The following is an 18,357-nucleotide window of genomic DNA, read 5'->3' on the forward strand; positions in this document are numbered from 1 at the left end:
TTCTGATCGTTACGGTTGGGCTTCCGATCATTGTGGTTGGTAGGGGAGAGTGAATTCAAACACGGTTCCTTCAAATGAACGGTGGAAGCTTAGGTTTCCATGATGTTGTCGCACAATCTTATCGCATAGAGCAAGTCCCATGCCTGTTCCCGCTGGTTTGGTCGTAAAATAGGGATCGAAGATTCGAGCCTTCAATTTGTCGGGGATGCCTGGACCGGTATCGATCACCTCTACCCGTTGAAAACCTAAATCGCGTCCACTCGGTTGAGCGGACAAACGAACGGTCAGCTGACCACCATTCTTCATTGCGTCGATCGCGTTGACCAGCAGATTAAGAATGACTTGCTCGATCCGCACCGCGTCGGCTTGTACCGCCCCGGAGAAGGAGCGTTCGATTTCGACATGGAGGTCGATTTTTTGTTTTTGAGCTTGAGGAGTCAATAGCGTCGTTTGCCTTTCGACGACCTCTCGCAGATCGACGGGCGAAAGGTTTAGTCTTCCCATTGAGGCAAAATCACGAAAATTTTCCAGGACCGAAACCGTTCGCTGAATTTCCGTTTTAATGATGATCAACATGTCATTCGTCTCTGGGGACACATCGCCATCTCTTAAATGCTCGTCCAGCAATTGCAAATGAAGTGACAATGCCGTCAATGGGTTTTCAATCTCGTGACGCAAGCCTGCGGCAAGCGTACCAAGTCCCATGTAGCGTTCCATTCGCCGCATCTGTTCTTCGATTAAGACGCGTTCGGTAACATCACGAAGCTGGATGATACAACCGATGTCGATATCTTCATGATTGCGAAGCGATTGCACAAAGGTGCGTAGCGTTTGCACCGAATCGTTGACTTGAACCGCGAAATCGCGGGTCTCCGCATGGGTACCGCATTGGCAACCCGGTTCGTGGAAGATCGGTAACCCAATCGTTTCGGTCAGATTCCGAATCGGTATTCCGATCGGGTCTTCGGTGATCGAAAGCAACTCCAAACCACGATCGTTGATGCTGGTGACAAGTCCTTGTTCATCGGTTGTAATCACGCCTTGATCGAGGCTGCTGAGGATATCGCCAGCGAGAGTTTTCAAATCTCGGAGCGTTCGTTGACTTGTTTTTAACGCACGCCACAGCAGCGCCATTACCGCTCCGGTAACGATCGAGTTGAGGACAATCAGCGAAGACAGCCGGAATTGCCACTTCAGTTCGCTTTCTAGCTCTTTCCCCGAATCACGTGCTTCGGCGGGCAGTTGGCTGATGAGTTGGTGAACGATTTGGCGTTCTTTTAGAAAATCGACCATGACCCAAATCGTGATCAGCAATGCGGTGACGCTGAGGATCAACAACAAGGCGATAACGAGGCGATAACTCTTACTGGTTTCAGCATCGGAGACGCGAAACATGATGATTGGCTTTGAGTGAATGAGGGGTTTGACAGGTGGCTTCGATGGCGCCCGATCGGTTCCGTTTGGCCGCAATTGGGCATCGTCGTATGGGGCATCGTCGTGCCAGCCTAGAAAGCCAGACTCTGTTTTGCAATTCGGCTAGTGCTTTGTCCAGCCAAAAAAATAGGGTGGGTCGTCCACGACCCTAAAGATATGTTTTGACAACGCACTACGGGGAAAACTCTGAAACGATTCCGGCTCGACGAAAATCACGTTTCAGCACCGCAAAACATGCAGACAACTGCAGCCGGCGTGCAAGAATTTGCAGGGTTGTTCGTTGGGCGTGATAGGTCGGGGCATCTCTAACGATTGACACAGTCGAAACGAAAATTCACTCTCTGCATTGCCGATGGGAAAGAAGGATACGCCGAAGGCTTACCCCTAACCCCGCCCCTATCAAGCACCAAGGAACCTGGGCAATGGATTACCGAAACGTTTTGCGAGTTCTAATGCTCGCCATCACTGGCATTATACAAATCCCCACCAAGGCGCAGAATACCGGCTCTGAAGATCTCGGAATCCAAGAGATTGGATTGCTGGCAGAGGGGGTTCCCGATTCCGGATCCATTCCGAGCGACGTTCGTATCGCCCTGGATCATATGCAGCGTCAGATCGACGCCATCAACGCTCCGGTGATCCACTGTGCTCCCGCACCGGCAAAGCCTGAATTTCCAGCAATTCGCGTTTCGGGATTTTTTCAAGCCGACACGGCATGGTTTGATCAGGACGCCGCTAACATAATTGCCGTGGGCGACGTCCAAGATGGTGCCGATTTCCGTCGCGCTCGTTTGCAGGCGATTGGGTCCGTCGCTGAGAACGTTGACTTTAGCGTCGAGTTCGACTTCGGTTTTCCAGGTCGGCCAAGCTTTATGGACGTTTGGCTCGACGTCCAAGATTTGAGCATACTACAAAATGTAAAAGTTGGCTTGTATCGGCAACCCTTCGGACTCGATGCATTAACAAGTGTTCGTGAGCTGACGTTCATCGAACGAGCGTTGCCATTTGCATTTGTCCCGTTTCGTCAAATTGGTGCGATGGCTCACGGTAGCTCGAAAGCCGACGACATCACCTGGGCCGTTTCAGGCTTTCGTTTTCCAACCGATTTCAATGGCGGAAATATCGGTGACAACGGAGGCTATGGTTTAGCGACGCGATGGACAGGGCTACTTATCGACAACGGCGATTGCGCAGCACTGCATCTAGGTGGAGCTTACTGTCTCATTGATCCTTCAAATGACGCGGTTCAATATCGGTCTCAACCGGAGATCTTCATTGCCGAAACCGGCGGTGCTGCATTCGTCCCCGCTGGTGTCCCTTCCACCGTCCCTCCGTTCGTCGATACAGGGGTGATTGAAAATACGGATTTGACGAATTTGTTTTCGGCCGAATTGGCGACCACGATCGGATCGTTTCATGCGCAATCGGAGGTCATCTATTCAACCGTTGACCGCAGCATTGGATCGACGGTCGGCTTTTCCGGCTTTTCGGCCCAAGCGGCCTACATTCTCACAGGCGAGCATCGGCCTTACAACAAAACCAATGGTGTTTTGGGGCGAATCACACCAAGAAATAATTTCGGGAAAGACGGCTGGGGAGCCTGGGAGGCAACGTCGCGTTACTCCTACCTCGATTTGAATGACGACGATATCCAAGGCGGACGACTCAACGATGTCACTCTTGGCTTGAATTGGTATCTCAACAACTATACTAAATTTCAAGCCAACTACATCCACGCGATGTTGGATAGCCCGGTCAACGGTGACAGCGATGCCGATATCGTTGCCATGCGAGCCCAGGTGGACTTTTAGGGCGTTAGTCGAGCGGTATGCGTTGGAGAAACGCTACCGCTTGGTCGACCCACGCGGTCAGGAAAGAAGGCGTATAGACCCCTAGCAAGACCGTCAATCCAACCGCGATAAAAATAGGTAGAATCAACAAAAAGCTTTCTCGAAATTGCTGTGGTGACCCCACGCCTTCGACTTCTTCGGCGGGCCCCAACATGAAACCCAACAAGACGGACCCCATGCCGAAGAAAACGATCAATAGCAGGACCAAAAACGTGATGCCCCGTCCCACGTTCCCAGAGTCGAACGTACCACTGAGTATTTGAAATTCGCTGACAAAGGGTCCAAACAGTGGCGAACCGGTGATTGCAAAAAACAGAATCATCATCATCCATCCACTCCAGGGCAGTCGCTTGAGCACGCCGCGCACTTGGTCCGTCGTCTTGCTGCAATAGGCACGATGGATATTGGCCGCTGCCAGGAATAGCCCGGCCTTGCATAGTCCATTGTGAATGACATGAAGGAGTGCTCCACCCGTGGCAATACCGCCAATCCCAAGTCCAAAGACAAGCATCCCCATGTGCTCAACACTGCTGTAGGCCAACAGTCGTTTGATATCGCGTTGCCGGGGCATAAATACAGCCGCCGTTCCCATCGACAATAGTCCCATGAAGATCAACAACCGCTGTGAGTGCTGGTCGTCATCTGCGATATGAGCGATATGAAAGAATCGCAAGACGCATAAAAACGCACAACTCGTTAACCCACCCGCCAACAGGGCACCGACAATCCCCGGAGCTTCGCCGTAGGCGTCTGGTTTCCAGGTGTGCATTGGGGACAACCCCATCTTGGTGCCATAGCCTACTAACAACAGGACAAATGCGGCGTGCAACCAGGGCAACGACAAGGGGTGCGAATGCTCGATCAATTCATCGAAAAGTAGCGTCGATTCCGAACCCGCTTGAACCATTGCGTAAATCAAAAAGAACGACCCAAGAAGCGCCAATGCGATCCCGACGGATCCGATCACTAAGTATTTCCAAGTCGCCTCGAGCGATTTGGGGTTGCGGTTGAAATAGACGCACGGTGCAGTCGCTAACGTGGTCGCTTCCATGGCAATCCACATCAATCCAAGATGGTGCGATAGCGTGACGAGCGACATCATACCGAACGCGACGAGCAAACATGCGACCAAGATTCGATTGTCGCGTCCCAGTCGCAATCGAAGGTATGCGGGCGCGTACAATGCACAAATGAAGAACAACACGCTGATGAAGCCCACGAACAGTCGGCTTAGCGGATCGATCGCCAACCATCGGTCCATCGCCCATTGCTCCCCTTGCGGCAACATCCAGACAACCAATGCCAGATGGCAGACTGCGGTAACGGGCAAAATCCATGGGCGATGACGGTTCGAGGGAACCAGCATCGCGATAGCGGCCGCAACCAGCGGAACAAGAACGAGCAAGACAATCACGATACACTATTCCTTCAAAGTAGAGAGATGCTCGACGCTGGCTTCCGGAAACGCTCGGCTGACGTGATTGAAGATGATCCCCATCACAAACACGCCGACGAACAAATCCAGCACGATCCCAAGTTCAACCAATAGGGGAACCGCTTCGATCAATAATAGGCCGAAGATGAAGATCCCGTTTTCCAACACGATGTATCCCAGGACTTGTCCCATCGCTTCGCGGCGGCTACTAAGGATCAAGAAGCCACACATCACGGTCGCCAAGGATGCAGGGATCGGTAGATGGCTGATGTGCTGCGGTGCCAACGGTAGCGACTTGGCAAAGACGAGTGCCAAGACCGTTGCCACGCCCCCTAACAGTAGCGGTAGCATCACGCCTACGGTGGAAGTGACCTGCGACCGCACATCCGCCAAACGTGCTGCACGAAGTAAGAAGCGTGGAATGAGAAATCCTTTGACGAGCACAATCGTTGCTGTCAACGCCATCAAGCGGAGACCGCTGAACCAGCTCGTCGGCTCGGCATCTGCATGGGAAAGAAATCCGGTGTGGGCAATCGGATACAGCATGCCTAGCAGCGCACCCTGCATCGCGACCGCATAGATCATTTGTTTTAGATTGGTGGTCGTTAAAGCGTAAAAGTTTAACAGCAACGCAATCACGAGACCTGGGTCCAGTAAATCACTCATTGATAGCTCAAAAGTAAGATGACTGCAAACAACGATACCACGCCGGCACCGATCAATAACTTCGGAATTTCAGCAATTTTTAATCGAGCCATCGTGGACTCAATCGTGCCGATCACCACGGCGACAAACAGTGTGCCGAGCAAGAAGATCAGCCAATCCAACAGCGAGCTGCCGCTGTCAAACGGCAGGATTAGGTTGACAATCAAACCCGCAAAGACGAATAGCTTTAAGGCTGCGGCATAGACGATCAAGCCAAGGGTTGGTCCGCTGTGGTCTAGCACCATAACCTCATGGATCATCGTCAATTCCAAGTGCGTGTTGGGATCGTCAAATGGAATCCGGCAGTTCTCGACTAACAACACCACGAACCACGACGCGACAATCAATAGCAGCGGAGCAGCGGCAACCCCCCACCCATTCGCGACCCCATCGCCAAGCATTTGGCTCATCTGCAGCGAACCGCTGAGTCGTGCGAACACCAATAGCCCTAAGAAAAGCACGGGTTCCGCCAGGACAGCGAACGTCGCTTCCCGCGCCGCGCCCATGCCTTCGAATGCCGATCCCGTGTCGAGAGCGGCAGCCATGGTGAAGAACCGACCAAGCGCTAAAACATAGGCAAACAAAATGAGGTCGCCAGTGAATGACAACGGTGCACTGGCGTGTCCGAGTGGGACGATGCAGGCCGCGACCAACGCGGTTACCACGCTCACGATTGGACCAAAACGAAACACCCATGACGTGGTTTCGCTAAACACACAATCCTTCTGCATCAATTTGATCAGGTCAAAATAGGTTTGCAAAATCGGTTGCCCGCGCCGTCCACCAAACATCGCTTTGGTACGGTTGATCACGCCTAACAATAGCGGTGGAAACGACAGTATGACGATCATATGGAAAAGGTTGTGGAGAATTATCATGCCGTTGGGTTCCATAGCATCAGACCAATCACGATCACAAGAATGTACAGTAAATACGCTTGCAAACTTCCCTGTTGCAAATAGCGGGAAAGCCCAAACAACCACGTCAATCCTTTCGTCGTCGGCTTGACCGCTTTCTCCAAAACGGTGTCGTTCACATGGCTTTCAAACTCAGCATCGGCAGGAAACAATGTGTTGATAACCGGCAAGTGGACGGCTGGTCGCAAAGCCCATGCAAATAGATCAACCAACCATTGAGCGAACGACGATGACGTGTACTGCATCGACGCCGAAGGAGCCGCGTAACCACAATCCCAGGTGCCTGATTCAGGACTTGTGCGAACACGACGCATTAACACCATGCTGCCAACTCCGATCAGTAGGATCAAAATACCGGCGACCACACTGATGGCCATCAACGGAGCAATGTTTGCCAAGTGAAGCCCCCCGACGTCCGCTGCGATGCCTGTATCGGCGGCTGCCCAAGTCGAGGTTGCGAGTTCTAGCATCGGAGCAAATAGTAGCGGCACCACACCGATCAGAACACAGCATCCCGCCAGTACCATCATTGGTCCTGTCATCGCGTGACCTGATTCGCGTGCCTTGGCTGCTTGCTGACTACGGCTCGCTCCGAGAAACACGATGCCATAGACTTTCACGAAACAGGCGACCGCCAAAGCTCCCACTAACGCCAAGCCAGGTGCTGCAAACGCGGCGGCTGAGGCGATCGATGCGGAGGGGGTTCCTGCGGGCGATGGATCCATTGGCATTTGAATCGTGCCGAACAGGCCGAGGTAAATCAATAATTCGGACACAAATCCATTGAGCGGAGGCAGCCCACAAATGGCAACGGCTCCAATGAGAAAACAAGTTGCCGTTTGAGGCATGCGGCGGCTCAGTCCACCCATGATATCCAAATCGCGGCTACCGACTCGGTGAATCACCGAACCGGCTCCGAAGAACAGCAACGATTTGAATAGGGCATGATTCCAAACGTGGAGCAAACTGCCGCAAGCTCCCAGCAATACCCACTGAGGTTGGTGCATCGCTCGACCGATCAGGGCAACCCCCAAACCCATTACAATGATGCCAACGTTTTCGATACTGTGGTATGCCAACAAACGCTTGATATCGTGTTGCCCAATCGCAAAGGCAACCCCAAGGATCGCCGAGATCGTTCCGACAACCAAAGTGGTCATTCCCCACGACAATGGTATTTCAGGATAGAACGAGGCGACACGAAAAATTCCATAAATGCCCATCTTAATCATCACGCCCGACATGACGGCCGATACATGACTGGGGGCCGAAGCGTGTGCGCCTGGCAACCATATATGCATCGGCATCAAGCCTGCCTTGGTCCCAAATCCGACGAGTCCTAAGGCGGCCATCGCTATCGCAGCAACCGACGTCACGCCTGGAACGGTTGCGTATTCGAAAGAGCCGGTTTGTGCATACAAAAGGGCAAACACCCCAAAAGCACATAGCGTTGCAAAATGACTGGCTGCGATATAAAGCCACGCTGCTTTGCGAGTGGAGGCAATATGATCTTCCGCCGCGACCAAAAAGTAGGCGGATACGGCCATTGCTTCCCAGCCAAACAAGAACGCGATACCATCGCGAGCGATCACTAGCATGATCATCGCAGCCGTCATTGTGCCGAGAAACAGAGAAACGCGACGTGGGTTGGCGGAGTGTTCGCTGTCGTGGTGGGGCCAATATTGAAGCGAATAGATCGACGCTAAACCGCACACCAACAACACCGGAACGAGGAAAAACGCAGACAAGCCATCGACAGCAAACGTGAACGCAAAACCTGAGATCGGAGCCGCGATTCGCGTCACTTCGATCGATCCGTTTTGCAAGAAAGACCAAACCGCAACCAAGCCAATGGTACAACCGATGACATTCATCGCGATAGCAATCCATTGCCCTAGCGAAGAACGTGCTGGCATCATCAGAGCGGGACATCCACTCAGACTGGACAGTAGGGTTGCGATGAGAATCAATTCGGTACTGGACACAAGCGACACCTTTGTGACACGACGATGATCGAGAATATACTTTCCATGACGATACCTTCAAACGGGTTGGCATCGTAGCCTTTCTATACTGGGAGACGAAGTACCAGTGACAGAATTCTTGGTGTGGCAAAATTTCGCGTGCAAGCGATTGCATTCGTTCTGCAATGATCTGCACCAAAAGATCGCTTGCGTTTTGACCAGCATTGTGGACGAGTAAAAAAATGGAAATGGATCGCGAGATCGTCGGCCCCATACCCCCAATGCTCATCGTGGGCCCTTCTATGGTACCCGTTTAGCCACTAAATTGACCTGCCTGTTCATATCGACGCCGTCGTATATCCTTAGCAGGGGCATCCGCTTGACGTGCATCCTCGTTGTGGCACGTAATAAGCATGTTTGCTCTCGACTTCTCGATCACTATCCTTTTAAACAAATCGTATGGAACTGTCACTCCACCAAGTCGCCAAGATCTTCCGCGTCTCGGAGACGCAAATTATTGGTTGGATCAATAGCAAAAATCTACCTGCCGAGTTGGTGTCGGATCAATATCGTTTCCATCGCGCCGATTTGTTAGAGTGGGCAGCGGTTGCGAATCGCTCCTTTGACCCTTCGATTTATTCGGAGGTCAATGGCGACTTGACACCTGCGGGAACCCATCTTGCCGATGCTTTAGAAAGGGGCGGCATCCTAGTCGATGTTTCGGGGAAAGGCATCCGTGATGTCTTGTCCAACGCGATCGACGGGTTGCCAATTCCCGCATCGATTGGCCATGATGACTTGATCGAATTGTTGCTCGCACGCGAAAGCGTTGGCAGCACAGCGCTCGGTGATGGAATCGCGGTACCCCATCCACGTAAACCAACCCTGGTTTCGGTTCCATCGGCAATGGTGAGGTTGTGCTATTTATCTCAACCGCTAGCGATGAAGAGTCCTGATGGTATCCCGGTCGACAAACTCTTTTTGATGATTTGTCCAACCGTACACGAACATTTACAACTGCTCGCTCGACTCGGGGCACTGCTACAAAACGAGTCGGTGGGGCAGGCGCTCCGCGATAAAGTTGCGGGTGGTGAAATGTTCAAGATTTTGCGGGAAGCGGGTCAGGAATTTGTAGCGGCGTAGAGAAAACAATCGATCATGCACGAGAATTTTAATGACAGTTGCTGAACAATTGACGACAACAAACGGCGTTTCGGTTGCTACGGAGAGTGTTCCGCTACTGTCGTTCGATAGTTTTGCCGATCGGCTCGCTGAGCAACTCGATCACAACACCAGCGGTTTGTCCGCATTGTTCGGGGTTCCAACGGCGAGCCAAACCGTGCGATTGTACGCCGTCACCAACCGAGCAACCAAATCGGAAGTGACCATTTTTGCAACCGACGTCGGCGATTCCTACCCTGCGTTGTCGGTGCGAACGCCGCAAGCCCATTGGTTTGAGCGAGAAATCGCCGAACAGTGGGGGATTGTGCCGGAAGGTCACCCCTGGTTGAAGCCGATTCGGTTCCACCGATCGTATGTCGCGACGCGCGATGCCTGGGGACGCAGCGAGAACGAAGAGATATTGCCAAGCGTGCAGCCTCAGGGAACGGACTATTTTAAAATTCGTGGCGATGAAATCCACGAGGTTGCTGTCGGACCGGTACATGCTGGGGTGATCGAGCCAGGCCATTTTCGATTTCAATGTCATGGCGAGAATGTGTTTTCGCTCGAGATTGAACTTGGCTTTCAGCATCGTGGTATCGAACGGCAATTACTTGGCGGGCCTGATAAACGATCGCTGCACTTCATGGAAACACTCTCGGGTGATACATCGATTGGCCATGCGACCACCTATTGTCAAGCACTGGAAGGACTCGCAGGCGTCGATGCGCCTCTTCGTGCTCATTCGATTCGCGCGATTGCGTTGGAGTTTGAGCGGCTGGCGAATCACACCGGCGATCTGGGGGCTTTGGCGATGGATGTTGGTTTTTTGCCGACGGCTTCGTTCTGTGGCCGATTGCGGGGCGATTGGCTCAATGCGAGTGCGTTGATTTGTGGCAATCGTTTTGGCCGTGCCACCGTGCGGCCTGGCGGTGTACAATTTGATCTGGACGAAGAACGCATTGACGAGCTTCAAACGCGAATCGATGCAATTTATCGCGATGTGACGGGTGCCGCTGAATTGCTTTGGAATACACCAAGCGTGATGGCTCGTTTCGAAGGTTGCGGCGTGGTTCCACGTCATGTAGCCGACGACTTGGGCTTGGTGGGAATCGCAGGCCGAGCGTGCGGGATTGATCGTGACGCGCGGCGAGATTTCCCATTCGGCATCTTCCGATTCCACCAAATTCCTGTCTCGACATCGAGTACAGGTGACGTGTTTTCGCGTGCTTATGTGCGTTGGCTAGAAATCCAAAGGTCGGTGCGATTTATCCAAGAACAACTGCGTGCAATGCCGAAAACGGCAACGCGGCGTGATCTTGATGAGTTGAAAGGCAATCAATTCGTGGTTTCGATCGCCGAGGGTTGGCGCGGCGAAATTTGCCATGTTGCCCTCACCAATCACGAGGGTCAATTCGAGCACTACAAAGTGGTCGACCCCAGCTTTCACAATTGGATCGGTTTGGCGATGGCCCTGCGGAATCAAGAAATCTCGGACTTCCCGGTCAACAATAAAAGTTTCAATCTCAGTTACTGCGGACACGATCTGTAATCCATGTTCAAAATTCTTAACCAACGTCGCTGCCAACAATATCGCACCATCGATTGGCCTGACGGGGACGCACCGAAATTGTCCGCTCGCTATCGCGGTTTGCCGGTGATCGATTCGAGTCGCTGTCCAGATGGTTGCCAGGCGTGCGTCGATGCCTGCCCGACCAATGCCATTTCCATCAACGGTTCGCTGAAAATGGACTTAGGGAAATGCTTGTTTTGTACCGATTGTGTTGACGCCTGTCCCGAGTCCGCGATTTCCTACAGCGAAGATTTTCGTCAAGCCGTCCGTGTTCGAAATGACTTGGTCGTTGATGGCGGGGCGATCGTGTTGGCGGATGCGTTGGAAGCAAAATCGCGAAAACTGTTTGGTCGATCGCTACAATTACGGCAAGTGAGTGCGGGTGGCTGTAACGCCTGCGAAGCCGACATCAATGTGCTGAGCACGATTGGGTTCGATCTCGGTCGGTTCGGAATTCACATCGTGGCCTCGCCCCGGCACGCCGATGGCTTGATCATCACCGGTCCTGTGACCGAAAACATGAAATTGGCACTAAAGAAAACCTACGATGCCATCCCATCGCCAAAGATTGTCATCGCCGTTGGGGCATGCGCGATTAGCGGTGGTCCATTCATCGACAATCCAGAGCAGAACAACGGCGTGGATCACATGTTGCCCGTCGACCTCTACATTCCCGGTTGCCCACCACACCCGCTGACGATTCTCGATGGATTGCTACGCCTGTTGGGTCGAATCGAAGACGACTCGTCGGATACACACTAACGCTGTGTCCCAATTCCGATGTTGGCATGCCCGAAGTGGGCGCGGTTTCGATTCGCGAACGTTCACGAAGCGAGTGGCATTCTTCGCGTAGTCTCTCAACTTCTCTTTGTGTAGCGGGCCGAGCTTCCGTCCTCCCAAGCACAGGAGGCCATGTTGTTTTTAGATGCATGTTTCACAGGCGTTGGCGCTTGTGAGACATCTCATGTAGCGGCGCATCCGCAATGGATTGCACCGCGGCTGCAAGGATTTGCAGATGTCGGATTCTCGTAACGGGCACGATTCTCGATATGGTTGTTTTGTCTTCCTTAAAGTGCATTTCTGTGCAAGAAATGCTCTCCGCATGAAGGTCTCGATTCGCTTGGCACGGGGAGTGCTTCTAGCTGGCAAGGTCACAAACGTTATGAGAGCGTTCGGACAACTGCCATCTTGTACTTTATAGAACGACTCGCACCGTGATTGTCGAAACCTCTGAACAACCATCTGAGTCCAACCCGTCCGATAGCCGTTTGGATGAGTTGCAATCAATTATTGACCATGCGATCCATTTTTTGCCTGCGCAAGGTCCTATCGAAGTTTTTGTTCATCACAACACGCTACATGCGTTCGAGGACAAGTCGTTCCATGAAGCGGCGCGATTGGCATCAAAGATCTATGACGCGAATCCGTATCTGAGCGAACAACGATACCGCGAGATGCTGGAGTCGAAGCGGATTCGGATTGCGGATCTAAAGGCGGTCTTGGCTGATGACATGGTCAGTCGTGCCGATGCAACGATCGACGGCTTGGGAACTCGTTTCGATTTACGGCTTTCGATGCTACTCTATCCGCTTCGTACCGCCCCCGAAGCCGAGTTGCGATGGGTGATTGCTGAAAGTGACGCGTTGAGCCGATTCCGGCCTGAGGTCTCGTCGTTGGTTCGCGAACAAGTTCTTGAAGCGACCCAGAAATATGTATTGTCGTCACTGGTACGAATTCCAACGGCGAATGGAAGTAGCACGAGACAACTCGCGGACCTGCTAGACGAATTCGGCCATGGCGACCCAGCACATTGGAGCGAGCGGCGGTGGGAGGAATTCACGCTGCGTTATCTTTGGCAAGTTTGTGATTCCGGTATTCGCGCGGCGAGTATGGATGAGGGCACGTTGCGAGTGCCAATTCGTGGACGGGACGCTTTGCTCGCAGCGACGGGGCAAGACACCGACCGCTATGTTCATGAAACACTGATCCGGTTTTGTGCTGCGTTCTTGGATCAGGGGTATGCCGATTGGCGACTGCCTCAGCGAGAAGCGGGCCTGTTCGGGTCGTTTGTAGAGGTATATGGCAAACCCAGTTTATTCGCCGAATCATGGCTACATTCCTTGCCGGATGAGCTAAAGAAGATATCGCAAGCCCAGATGACGCCGCTTGAATCGATAGACGAATCGTTAACGATGCTTGGCGTTCCAATGTCCGATCGAGCGATGTTTATCACCAAGAGTTTGCTGGCACTCGGTGGTTGGGCCGGAATGATATGGCAACTCGAATCGTCAGCAACTTGGGTGGACCGCCCCATCCGCCCTGGATCGCTGATGGAGTTCTTGGCCGTTCGTTTGATATTGGACCGAGTTGCGATCGACTATGTCGCTCGTGAATACTTACGTTTTGGGGGGGCCCTTAGCCAGGTGAGTGACGCGGCTTGGAAAAAGGCCGCCGCATTGAACGATTCTCACTTCCAGACCACTTTCCAGATTTTTCAAGTGGCACAGTCGATGGGTTGGGCACCTCAAGCGATGGGGCAAATGTCGACAGAAGATTGGCGGGCATTGATCGGCGAAGTCCGTGATTTCGACGAGCTGCATCGCCGCTGTATCTTCCACGAAGCTTACGAAAAATCGTACCGAACGGATGCGCTCGACGCGTTGACTCTGCATTGCCGAACGATAAACAATGGTCCCAAAGAACCAATCTCACGACCTTCGTTTCAGATTGTGTGCTGCCTTGATGACCGGGAAGAATCGATTCGTCGGCACATCGAAGAGGTCGATCCGGCAGCCATCACATACGGTGCGGCAGGTTTTTTTGCGGTGGTGATGAATTACCAAGGTGCCGCCGACGCGGGGTACAAGCCATTGTGCCCGGTGGTGGTGACGCCGAAGCATTTCGTTCGCGAAAACGTCGGCTATACATTTGCGGGTGAAGATCGTCGGCGAGCAGGAACACGGCGAACGCTTGGCCATTTGACGCACCAAGTTCACTCCCGTAGCCGAACGATTGGCGGGGGCGCGTTGACTGCGATCTTCGGATCATTGGCCGCATTTCCGCTGGTTGCTCGCGTGTTATTTCCACGAATCACTTCGCAAATTAGGCGGCGTGCGGGACGGTTTGTTCAACCACCACCGATCACGCAATTGCAACTCGAACGCTACCAAGTGGAACCGGGACCAGAGAATGGGCACGTTGGCTACACCGTCGATGAGATGGTCGAAATCGTCTCGCGTTTGCTCAACGATATTGGTGCACTGAAAAATTTCTCGCGGCTTTTCGTGGTGACGGGACATGGATCTTCGAGTACGAATAATCCCCACGAGTCCGCTTACAATTGTGGTGCCTGTGCTGGCAAACGGGGTGGCCCGAACGCTCGAGCGGTCGCACAAATGGCAAACGATTGGCGTGTTCGAGCCAAACTGCTCGAACTTGGATTGCGAATCCCCAATGACACGGTTTTCCTTGGTGCTTACCACAATACTTGTGACGACAGTTTGGTGTGGTTCGATTTGGATCGTATGCCATCGTCTCACTTTGCCGATTTTGAACATGTAAAAACGGTCGTCGATGAAGCACGAAAAAGAAACGCTCACGAACGTTGTCGTCGATTCGAGTTGGCGTCGCTCGATTTAACGCCAACCGAAGCGCTGCGGCACGTCGAGCAGCGGTCCGAAGATTTGTCTCAGGTGCGTCCCGAATACAACCACGCCACCGATGCGATGTGTTTCGTTGGACGCCGTGATTGGTCGAGAGGCTTGTTTTTGGATCGACGTACATTTTTGACATCGTACGATCCCGCCGTTGATGACGAAGAACAATCGATCCTGCTTGGGATCTTGTCTGCTGCGATCCCCGTCTGTGCAGGCATTAGTTTGGAGTACTATTTCTCCGCGGTTGACAATGGCAAGTTCGGATCGGGGTCAAAGTTGCCGCACAACATTGCGTCGCTGCTTGGTGTGATGGAGGGGGCAACGAGCGATTTACGTACCGGTTTGTATCAGCAAATGGTCGAAATTCACGAGCCAATGCGAATACTGTTTGTGATCGAGACAACACCTGATGCGATGCGGAGCGTGATGCAGCGTCATGTGGGGATTAGGAGATTGGTCGAAGGCGAATGGGTTCAACTCGCATTGATCGACGCAGAAACCTCAACTCTTCTGTTCTATCGTAACGGCGATTTCCATCCGCATCGCTGCGAATCGAGTTCGTTACCACAGGTTAATCAGTCGTCGGATTGGTATTCGGGATGCCGCGAGCACTTAGGGTTTGCGACCATTCGTAAGACAGCAATCGTCGATCGACCGTTGATAGCCGAGGCGGCGAAAGAGTTCACAACCGAACAAGAGGTGGCGTCATGACGCTTGAAACAAGCATTCATTTTTTCGGCGTGATGGTCGTCGCGGCTCCCGCGGTTTTGTTGTCCATGCTCGGTTTAAGCATGCTGTTTGGGATTCCGCTCAGTGAAAAATCGACGTCACGATTGACTCAATCGTCCGTCGCGATCGGATTGCTTGCGGTTCTCTCGATCCTACTGTTAATGTTGTGGAACGGTGATCGGCATCTACCAATCGAAATGGGCAATTGGGTTTCGATCCAAGAGCAACATTTCCACTTTCATTTGAAGTTTGTCTTCGACCGGCTTAGCATTCCGTTTACGATTTTGACATTCGTTTTGTGTGGAACGATCGGTGCTTTTGCAAAGGTCTATTTGCACCGTGAACCAGGTTACAACCGGTTCTTTTTGTTGTATAGCGTGTTCTTACTCGGGATGGTCGTGTCGTCGCTTGCGGGAACGATTGAAACGTTATTCTTTGGTTGGGAGTTGGTCGGATTATCGTCTGCGTTATTGATCGCGTACTTCCATGAACGTCAAACGCCAGTCATCAACGGACATCGTGTTTGGAGTGTCTACCGCATTGCCGACGCCGCATTCTTAGTTGCAGCATTGACGATGCACCATTTGACGGGGGGTGGCGATTTCGACGGTTTGATGGGATCTGGCCCGTGGCCCGAAGGTGTCGCCAGTATCGATCCACATGCTGCATTGGTCGTGGGACTACTGTTATTGGTTGCCGCAGCGGGCAAGTCGGGCATGGTGCCGTTTTCAGGCTGGCTACCCCGAGCCATGGAAGGGCCTACTCCATCAAGTGCGGTCTTCTACGGAGCGTTGTCGGTCCACTTGGGCGCGTACATGTTGTTGCGTGTCAGTCCGTTGTTAGATGTTTCTTTTCCGCTTCGCGTTTGCGTGATTGTGATGGGAGCGGCCTCGGCCCTCTTTGGTGCGTTGACCGCCCGCGTGCAAACCGATGTCAAGAGTGCGCTTGCGTATGCATCGCTAACTCAAGTCGGGATCATTGTGGTTGAAATTGGTTTTGGGTTTCACTATCTCGCGTTAATTCACATCATTGGCCACGCGTTGATGCGAACGCTTCAATTGCTACGCGCTCCATCGCTGCTGAAAGACTACCACACGTTGGAAGATGCGATCGGTGGTCATTTGCCGCAGACGGAATCGATCATTCGATCACCGCAGCGTGGTGGTTCGCCACGCTTGTACCGTTTCTGTTTAGAGAGAGGTCATTTGGACGCAATGATTGATCGTTTTGTCGTTCGCCCTTTTGAAAAGACGTTTCTCTGGACAGGCGAGATGGAGCGACGATGGACGCGGTTCCTTTCAGGGGATCGTTCACCGCAGGTCGACCAAGCACGATGGGAACATCCCTCGATCAATCCCGAACCTCGTGAAACCACAACACAGCGAACTGCAACGCAACCAATCACAACGCAAAAAAGGATGAGTGCCACCGTGCTAACTAGCGGCCAACTCTCGACACGGGAGAACTCCGATGCCTGAGATGCATTTTCCATGGCTTGAATTGTCGATCCTCATTCCGCTAATGGGTTCTGTGCTCGTTCGATTACCAAAGAATCGAGAATTTGCACGCAAGCTGTGTGTGGCAATTTGTGTGTTAACGTTGGCGTGTACGATTGGCGAATTCTGGGACTTCGCAAGTCTTGACCGGTTTGAAGCTCATGACCACGGGGGGTTATTGTCCTACTTATTTCGCCAGGGATTGTTTGTTGTTGACGAACTGAGCGCACCGCTGTTTCCGTTAACCGCCTTGATCTTCTTGATGACGTTTCTATCCACGCTAAAGACCAAGCTTGACCGGTTTTCTTTGAGTGGAACGTTGGTCTCTGAGTCGATTCTTCTCGCGACCTTTAGTTGCCGTGCGGGATGGTTGTTGGTCGTGCTGTTGGCTCTGGGGACGTTGCCACCACTGATTGAACTGGCCTATCGCCGCCGCGAGGGGATTCGGGTTTATGCCATTCATATGGGGTTGTTTGTTGCTTGCCTGATCGCCGGATGGGCTTTGCTTCCCAGTGAAGCGTACACAATGGATGCGGCGACGATTTCTAGCAAACTCACTTTCCGGTTTCTATTGAGCGGTGCGTTGTTGACGATCGCTGGATTGATTCGTAGTGGGGTCGCGCCACTGCACTGCTGGATGACCGACCTGTTTGAACGGGCGACGTTAGGCACGGCGTTGTTGTTTGTCGTTCCGATGCCCGGAGTCTATGCTCTGATGCGATTGGTGTTGCCAATCGCTCCCTCGTGGGCACTGCAAAGCATTGCGATCTTGTCCCTGATTACATCGGTTTACGCCGCAGCAATGGCGTTGGTCGAGACGGACGCTCGCAAGTTCTTTTGTTACCTGTTCCTCTCTCATGCCTCGCTGGTCTTAGTCGGCTTGGAACTTGTCACGGCCGTCGGATTAACCGGGGCATTGTGTTTGTGGCTGTCGGTTGGTTTGTCGCTAAGCGGCCTTGGTTTGACGCTTCGATCGGTTGAAGCCCGAATGGGACGCATTGATTTATCACGATTTCACGGGCTGCATGAACACACACCCATCTTGGCTGGATTGTTTCTGCTAACGGGACTCGCTTCCATCGGTTTCCCAGGCACGATTGGGTTCATTGGAACGGAACTTCTAGTCGAAGGGGCCGTCGGCGTCTATCCATTGATCGGGATGGCGGTCGTTGTTGCAGCGGCACTGAATGGAATTGCCATTTTGAGAGTCTACTTTCGCGTATTTTCGGGGACTCAGTTTTCAGCAACGGTTTCGTTCATGGCCAAACGCGAAGAACGATTCGCGGTGTTGGTGCTGACATTGCTAATCATCGGTGGTGGTTTGTGGCCACAGCCAAGTGTGGCATCTCGCTACCACGCAGCGAAAGCACTCATCCAAAAAAGATTGGACCAGGAAGTAAGTCATCCACCGCCGGAATCGTGATTCGGTAAAAGGCT

12 protein-coding genes are annotated in these 18,357 nt (G+C 52.7%); 7 read left to right on the plus strand and 5 right to left on the minus strand.

All coding sequences use genetic code 11. The features are described 5' to 3' along the window. Window positions 1-27: 27 nt before the first annotated feature. A complete protein-coding gene (locus tag Q31b_RS25870) occupies window positions 28-1,395 on the minus strand; it encodes a two-component system sensor histidine kinase NtrB (protein WP_146602571.1) in 1,368 nt (455 codons plus the stop codon). 461 nt (window positions 1,396-1,856) lie between these two features. Here Q31b_RS25870 and Q31b_RS25875 point away from each other — a divergent pair, with 461 nt between their 5' ends. Continuing rightward, window positions 1,857-3,245 (plus strand): OprO/OprP family phosphate-selective porin, encoded by a 1,389-nt coding sequence (locus Q31b_RS25875; RefSeq protein ID WP_146602572.1) that lies wholly within the window; start codon window positions 1,857-1,859, stop codon window positions 3,243-3,245. 4 nt (window positions 3,246-3,249) lie between these two features. Here the strand turns inward: Q31b_RS25875 and Q31b_RS25880 are convergent, their stop codons facing one another. From Q31b_RS25880 to Q31b_RS25895, 4 genes are read right to left on the minus strand one after another with little or no spacing between them, the layout of a single operon-like run. Next, window positions 3,250-4,698, minus strand: a complete 1,449-nt coding sequence (locus tag Q31b_RS25880) for a proton-conducting transporter transmembrane domain-containing protein (RefSeq protein WP_146602573.1) — start codon at window positions 4,696-4,698, stop codon at window positions 3,250-3,252. Between the two features lie 6 nt (window positions 4,699-4,704). After that, complete coding sequence (locus Q31b_RS25885) at window positions 4,705-5,385, minus strand: hydrogenase (RefSeq protein ID WP_146602574.1); 681 nt, start codon at window positions 5,383-5,385, stop codon at window positions 4,705-4,707. Next, on the minus strand, window positions 5,382-6,302 hold the full coding sequence (locus tag Q31b_RS25890; RefSeq protein ID WP_197172381.1) for a respiratory chain complex I subunit 1 family protein: 921 nt from the start codon (window positions 6,300-6,302) through the stop codon (window positions 5,382-5,384). Before Q31b_RS25890 ends, Q31b_RS25885 begins: the two co-directional genes overlap by 4 nt. Next, window positions 6,299-8,326, minus strand: a complete 2,028-nt coding sequence (locus Q31b_RS25895; RefSeq protein WP_197172383.1) for a proton-conducting transporter transmembrane domain-containing protein — start codon at window positions 8,324-8,326, stop codon at window positions 6,299-6,301. Before Q31b_RS25895 ends, Q31b_RS25890 begins: the two co-directional genes overlap by 4 nt. Before the next feature lie 438 nt (window positions 8,327-8,764). Here Q31b_RS25895 and Q31b_RS25900 point away from each other — a divergent pair, with 438 nt between their 5' ends. From Q31b_RS25900 to Q31b_RS25925, 6 genes are all read left to right on the plus strand, one after another. Beyond that, the gene (locus Q31b_RS25900; protein ID WP_146602575.1) at window positions 8,765-9,448 is read left to right on the plus strand and encodes a PTS sugar transporter subunit IIA; all 684 of its coding nucleotides are present in this window, start codon (window positions 8,765-8,767) and stop codon (window positions 9,446-9,448) included. 31 nt (window positions 9,449-9,479) lie between these two features. Beyond that, window positions 9,480-11,018, plus strand: a complete 1,539-nt coding sequence (locus tag Q31b_RS25905) for a hydrogenase large subunit (protein WP_146602576.1) — start codon at window positions 9,480-9,482, stop codon at window positions 11,016-11,018. A 3-nt stretch (window positions 11,019-11,021) separates the two neighbouring features. After that, window positions 11,022-11,801, plus strand: a complete 780-nt coding sequence (nuoB, locus tag Q31b_RS25910; protein ID WP_146602577.1) for an NADH-quinone oxidoreductase subunit NuoB — start codon at window positions 11,022-11,024, stop codon at window positions 11,799-11,801. 452 nt (window positions 11,802-12,253) lie between these two features. Continuing rightward, window positions 12,254-15,406, plus strand: a complete 3,153-nt coding sequence (locus tag Q31b_RS25915) for a DUF2309 domain-containing protein (RefSeq protein ID WP_146602578.1) — start codon at window positions 12,254-12,256, stop codon at window positions 15,404-15,406. After that, window positions 15,403-16,902, plus strand: coding sequence for a proton-conducting transporter transmembrane domain-containing protein (locus Q31b_RS25920; RefSeq protein WP_146602579.1), 1,500 nt, complete (start codon window positions 15,403-15,405; stop codon window positions 16,900-16,902). Before Q31b_RS25915 ends, Q31b_RS25920 begins: the two co-directional genes overlap by 4 nt. Next, a complete protein-coding gene (locus Q31b_RS25925; protein ID WP_146602580.1) occupies window positions 16,895-18,343 on the plus strand; it encodes a proton-conducting transporter transmembrane domain-containing protein in 1,449 nt (482 codons plus the stop codon). Before Q31b_RS25920 ends, Q31b_RS25925 begins: the two co-directional genes overlap by 8 nt. Window positions 18,344-18,357 lie beyond the last annotated feature (14 nt).

The sequence above is a fragment of the Novipirellula aureliae genome (assembly GCF_007860185.1).
Taxonomy (GTDB): domain Bacteria; phylum Planctomycetota; class Planctomycetia; order Pirellulales; family Pirellulaceae; genus Novipirellula_A; species Novipirellula_A aureliae.